Below are 5895 nucleotides of genomic sequence, written 5' to 3'. Positions count from 1 at the left end.
GCAGTGGCACCGGCAAGCGCGCCAACACCTGCGGATCGGCTCGTAGCTCATCGCCCAAGCGCACCAGGATGCTGAAGCGCCGATCGCCTTCGAACAGCTGACCGGCACTCTCGCCTCCCAACGCGATCTTCACGACCCGCTGTACATCGGCTACCGCGAGTCCATAGCGCGCCAGGCGGGCACGATCCGGTGTGATGGTCAGCAACGGCAATCCGGTGATCTGTTCCGTCTTCACGTCGCGAGCTCCGTCGATGCCGGTCAGCAACGATTCGACCCGCTCGCCGAGTTCGAGCAATTGCTCCAGATCGTCGCCATAGATTTTCACCGCGACATCCGAGCGCACGCCCGAGATCAGCTCGTTGAAGCGCATCTGAATGGGCTGAGTGAACTCATAGTTGTTGCCGGGAATCTCGGCCGCCGCAGCCTGCAACTCCTGCAGGAACGCTTGCTTGGTCTTGCGAGGATCGGGCCATTCCGCGCGCGGCTTCATCATGACGAAAGTGTCCGAGACCGACGGCGGCATGGGGTCGTTGGCAACCTCAGCCGTGCCGATCTTGCCGAACACATGCGACACCTCGGGCAGCTGCTTCAGCCGTGCTTCCAATGCCATTTGCATGTCCACGGCCTGAGTCAGGCTGGTCCCTGGAATACGCAACGCATGCAGTGCCACGTCGCCTTCATCCAGATTCGGCACGAACTCGCGCCCCATTCGCAACGACAACAGCACCGCTACCAGCACCAGCGCCGCCGCACCGGATAGAACCAGCCAACGACGTTCAATGGCTCGCAACAGCATCGGCTCATACGCCTTCCGGATGCTCGCCATGACTCGATTCTCGCCATGTCGAATGGAACCACGCACGAATAGCGCCACTGCGGCCGGCACGAAGGTCAGCGACAAAATCAACGCCGCGGTGAGCGCGATGACGACCGTGATCGCCATCGGGTGGAACATCTTTCCTTCGATACCGGTGAGCGTGAAGATCGGCAGGTACACCACCAGGATGATGACTACGCCGAACGAACTCGGCCGCACCACCTCTTTGGTGGCCTCTCGCACTATCGCTAGCCGCTCCAGCAACGTCGGCAATCGCTCGGCCTTGGCCTGCTCTTCACCTAGGCGTCGCAGACAGTTCTCCACGATGATGACGGCACCGTCGACGATCAGGCCGAAATCCAACGCGCCTAGGCTCATCAAGTTGCCGGACACTCGCGAACCCACCATGCCCGTGATCGTGCAAAGCATGGCGATAGGAATGACCGCCGCCGTCACCAGCGCTGCGCGAATGTTTCCAAGCAGCGCGAACAGCACTGCGATGACCAGCAGCGCACCTTCGACCAGATTCTTGGTCACGGTGTCGATGGTGGCATCGACCAGCGAAGTCCGGTCGTAGATGGCCTCGGCCTTCATGCCCTTCGGCAACGAGGCCTGCACTTGCTCGAGACGTTCGGCCGCACCTCGTGCGACTGCTCGGCTGTTCTCGCCGACCAGCATGAAGACCGTCCCCAGCACGATCTCTTGTCCGTCTTGAGTAGCCGCACCCGCGCGCAGCTCGTGACCCACCTCAATCGTCGCAACTTGGGTTAGTCGGATGGAAACGCCTTGCCGCTGAGCCACGACGACTTCGCGAAGTTCTTCGATAGTCGCCAACTGACCCGGCGCACGGATCAAGTACTGAGCGCCGTTGCGTTCGATGTAGCCAGCGCCGACGTTCTCGTTGTTCCTGGCAATGGCTGCGAGAATGTCATCGAAGGTCAAATCGTACGCCAGCAATCGGTTCGGCTTGGGCGCGACGATGAAGGCACGCTCATATCCGCCGATGGTATTCACTTCCACCGCGCCCGGTGTCTGGCGCAGCTGTGGGCGAATGATCCAGTCCTGCGCTGTTCGCAGATCCGTTGGCGTCCAGCGAGAACCGTCCTCCGCCGTCACGGTGTACATGAAGATCTCGCCAAGGCCGGTCGCTATCGGCCCGAGCGTCGGCTCCAATCCCGAGGGCAACTGAGATCGCACTTCAGCAACTCGCTCGGCAACCAGCTGCCGCGCAAAGTAGATGTCGGTGCCATCCTCGAACACGACGGTCACCTGCGACAGTCCATACCTCGACAGCGAGCGTGTGTACTCCAACCTAGGCAATCCCGCCATGGCGGTTTCGATGGCAAACGTGACTCGTTGCTCGGCCTCCAACGGCGAATAGCCCGGCGCTTCAGTATTGATCTGCACCTGGACATTGGTGATGTCCGGCACTGCGTCGATGGGCAGCCGCTGATAGTTATAGACACCGATGGCGCAGATCAGCACCACGATGCCGAGCACGAACCAGCGATGCCGCAGCGAAAATTCTATGATTCTGTTGAGCATGACGTTACCTCAATGGTCGTGGCTGGCACCGGATTTCTCGATGTCCGCTTTGATGAGATAACTGTTCTGCGTGACGTACCGAGCGCCCTTGCTCAGCCCGCCAACCACCTCGATGTGCTCCGCATCGGCTCGCCCCAACTCGAGCATCCGCACCTCATAGGTATCGTCGATCTGCTCGAACACCACATCGAAGTCACGGAATCGTTGTATCGCGTCACGCCGCACCGCCAACGGAACCTGAATCTCCGCAACGGTTACTTGCGCTGTGACGAATTGGCCCGGCCGCAACTGGCCGGTGGCGTTGTCGATCACGACACGCGCTCTCACGCTCTGACTGCCATGAACCGCAAGCGGTGCGATCCGCGACAACCGACCGTCGGCCAACTTGCGGCCATCCAGATCCAACACCCGAACCGGCTGCTGTTCGCTGATGCGGGCCAGATCGTTTTGAAACACGTCGAGCTCCACCCAGACCTTGGTCAGATCGATGATGGTGAATAGCGCTTCTTCGCCCGTGGCCTCGCCTACTTGCGCGCGATGCTCGACTAACACGCCACCAATAGGCGCGGTGATCGAATAGTTCTGCAGGCTTTCGTTGCTCTGAACTTGAGCGAGCACAGCGCCGCGACTCACGGTCGCCCACGGCTGCACGCCCACTTCACGCACCACGCCCGGAAATCGAGCTCGCACTCTGGAAACTCGGGCCGGATCGGCCTGGATCACGCCGGACAGCGACAATCCTTCCTGCAACGTGACCGGCCCGGCTTCGCTGGTCGTCACCCCCATGGTTTTAGCGACGTTGGCAGCGATGGCCGTTCGTCCTTCATACGATTCGTACTGCCACTCCCTGGTTTTGCCGTTGCGTACAGCACGCACGACCACATCGAAAGAATGCGGTTCCTCGACGACACCGCGTCCGCGCAAGAACTCACCTTGTGGCTCGAACTCGAACCGATCGACGCCACCGCCGAGTCGACCCAGCTCAACGGTTACCGAGGCCGCATCCGCCGGCAGCGGCTTGTTGTCTTCATACAGCCAGGCGCGGAATTCGGGCGGGACGCCGCTTTCAAAGATGGCAAGCTCCAGCGCGAAGCCTTCTTGCTCGAGCAAACGACCGCCGTGCGAGCCACGCTCGAACGACTCTGCTGCCTCGTGACCGCCTTCATGGCCATGCTCGTCCTCGGACTTTGAAGAGGATCCACAACCGCCGACGAACAACGCCGCAAATAACACTACCAATGATCTGATCATGGCGAACTCCCTTCAAAGGCGCGAATAGGCGCGCCCGTCACGCGTTGTATCTCGATGAGTAAGGTGTGGAATTGCGCGGCGGCGACGATTGCCTGGCGCTCTACTTCGAGCAGCTGCGTCTGAGCGTCAGCCAGCTCGAGCAGCGAGAAACGACCCGCTCGATAGCCTCGCTCGGTCGTGGTCAACATCGACTCTGCCTGCGGTCGGATGTTCGTGTGCAATGCCCGTGCTTCAGTGCCAGCGTGCGTAATCTCCTGGTACAACTCGAACAGCTTCGCTTGCAGCTCCAACAATCGCGATTCGCGATCGGCGTCGACGCGAGCGCGGTTGGCACGTGCAGCCTTCTCCGCCAACGCTGCCTTCTGGCGCGTTCCTAGCGGAATGGAGAACGATGCGACCAAGGCGTGCTCGTCAAACGCCTCCAGACGACGCACACCAGCGGCGACTGAGACATCGGCTACCTTTGCTGCTTCTGCCAGCCGAATGCGGGCATCTTCCGCTCGTGCATCCGATGCAAACCGCTCGATGTCGGGATTGGTAGAGAGGCGCTGCGTGTAGCTCTCGAAGCTCTCCAGCTTGGGCAAATCGAATATGGCCCCCGCTGCCGTACCGAACGACGCCTGCGCATCGCCCCACAACACGGAAAGACTGACTCGCGAGCTGGCGAGCTCGTGCTCAGCGTGCTCCGCGTCGATCTCGGCACGCGCCAACGCAATCTCAGCCCGGCTCAGCATTGCCGGCGAAGCTGCACCCGCCTCGACTCGTTGCTTGACTACATCGCGCGCGGTACGAGCCAACTCTACCGACCGACGCGCCGTCACCAACGACTGCTGATCGGAAACGACATGGATGAAGCGCCGCGCCACTTCAGCGGATAGCTCGGCACGACGAACCTGTTGATCGGCAGTAAGCGCGTCGATCTCTCGCACGCCAAGCTCCCGACGCAAAGCCAGCTTGCCGCCCCGCTCAATCACGCGGGACAGCTGCACCGTGGATTCCAGCGAGCCGACGCCGGACACACTGCCAGTGCCGCCGAAGTTTTCGAAGTCGGTTTGTAGGGCCCAAGCGGGAGCCAACGCCTCCCCCTGGGAACGACTCGTCAAACTCTCGGACTCCAACGCCAATGCGCGGCCCAACGGATTGCGCTCGGCGACCAGGCCGATGGCCTGCTCCAGGGTCAACTCTTTCTGTGTGCTCGAATCGGCAGCGGATGCCGCGAGCACTTGGCCCAGCATTGAATTCAGCGCGCACGCGGCAACGCCCGCACGCCAGGCGTGCGTCAAAATCTTTCTCATGGAAATGCCTCCACGAGCGGCGCTCCTGACGGAACGTCACTCGATGAAATAAATAGACGAAGGATTGGAGGAGGCTTTAGGCCGGCGGACCGCGTAGCGGTGGCCGGTAATGCAAAGAAAAGTCGGCGGGAACCGATGGGCGTTCGGGCGGGAACGGCACCGCGCTGGCCACTGGCAGATCCCAATTGAGGACTACCAGGACTACGGCCAACCCTAGATCGAAGTCCGAGCCAGCCTTCTTGGCCAGCATGCCGACCAGCGGATTCACATCCTTGTCGGCGCCGCCGTCGTCGAGATGATGCTCGTCGTTGTGGCTATCGGAGAAGTGAACGCTGGCTGGCGGCTCGTAGCCGTCCATGCAGAGATGCACATGCGCGCCGCTCGCCTTCGCAGTCATCACCGCGAATAAGACGATCCACAATAACAATCTGGTTATGCGGGGAAGGCGCCACATGGGCGCGTAGTATGCCAATCAGCGGGGTGTAACGGAACAAGCTTGCAGGACCTTGCCGAAATGTAACGCAAAGGCCGAGTTCCGCGGCATGGGCTGGTGCTCAGCCAGGCGCGCCGCGACTTTGCGATCCTTGGCGTCGAGCCGGGACCAGATGCAGTCGCAAAGAGCGCTCTGTTGCTGGTCGCTCGCGCTGCTGCCCGAGCCCAGGCTGAATTCGGGAACCGGATGTTGAGCGCAACGGAGGGTCGGTAGTGCCGCGTTCATTGCCGGCGGGGTGGCCGCTGATTTGCTACAGGCCCCGACGCTAAGGGTGAGTATCAGTGTGGCGATGAGAGGAAGGTAACGCACCGGCTTGCTCCGAAAAAAAAGCGGAGGCCCTTGCGAGCCTCCGCTATTGGCGTGTGGGGGATTACACGCGGACGAAATGATCCCAGTAGCTGTACTCGGTCTGGGTGCGGGTGCGCTTCCAACCTTCGTACGTCTGGCGGCTCAGGTAGCCGTCATGGAACGTGGTGCCGACATACTGGCTGAAC

4 protein-coding genes are annotated in these 5895 nt (G+C 61.3%); all 4 read right to left on the bottom strand.

Annotated elements, in window-relative coordinates:
• The coding region (locus JNL55_RS16770) for an efflux RND transporter permease subunit (RefSeq protein WP_293855907.1) at positions 1-2362 on the bottom strand (2362 nt) is incomplete at its 3' end.
• A gap of 9 nt (positions 2363-2371) precedes the next feature.
• Positions 2372-3613, bottom strand: a complete 1242-nt coding sequence (locus JNL55_RS16765) for an efflux RND transporter periplasmic adaptor subunit (protein WP_293855904.1) — start codon at positions 3611-3613, stop codon at positions 2372-2374.
• Complete coding sequence (locus JNL55_RS16760) at positions 3610-4908, bottom strand: TolC family protein (protein ID WP_293855901.1); 1299 nt, start codon at positions 4906-4908, stop codon at positions 3610-3612. The genes JNL55_RS16765 and JNL55_RS16760 overlap by 4 nt, the downstream gene beginning before the upstream one ends.
• A 76-nt stretch (positions 4909-4984) precedes the next feature.
• The gene (locus JNL55_RS16755) at positions 4985-5308 is read right to left on the bottom strand and encodes a hypothetical protein (protein WP_293855898.1); all 324 of its coding nucleotides are present in this window, start codon (positions 5306-5308) and stop codon (positions 4985-4987) included.
• Between the last annotated feature and the right edge of the window lie 587 nt (positions 5309-5895).

It is taken from the genome of Steroidobacter sp. (assembly GCF_016790065.1).
Classification (GTDB): domain Bacteria; phylum Pseudomonadota; class Gammaproteobacteria; order Steroidobacterales; family Steroidobacteraceae; genus Steroidobacter.
The sequence above is the reverse complement of the archived record's forward strand: the minus strand, read 5'-3'. Positions and strand labels throughout refer to the sequence as shown.

Coding starts and splice junctions, on each gene's coding strand:
- JNL55_RS16765 (WP_293855904.1), bottom strand. CDS start 3,613: ATGATCAGATCATTGGTAGTGTTATTTGCGGCGTTGTTCGTCGGCGGT.
- JNL55_RS16760 (WP_293855901.1), bottom strand. CDS start 4,908: ATGAGAAAGATTTTGACGCACGCCTGGCGTGCGGGCGTTGCCGCGTGC.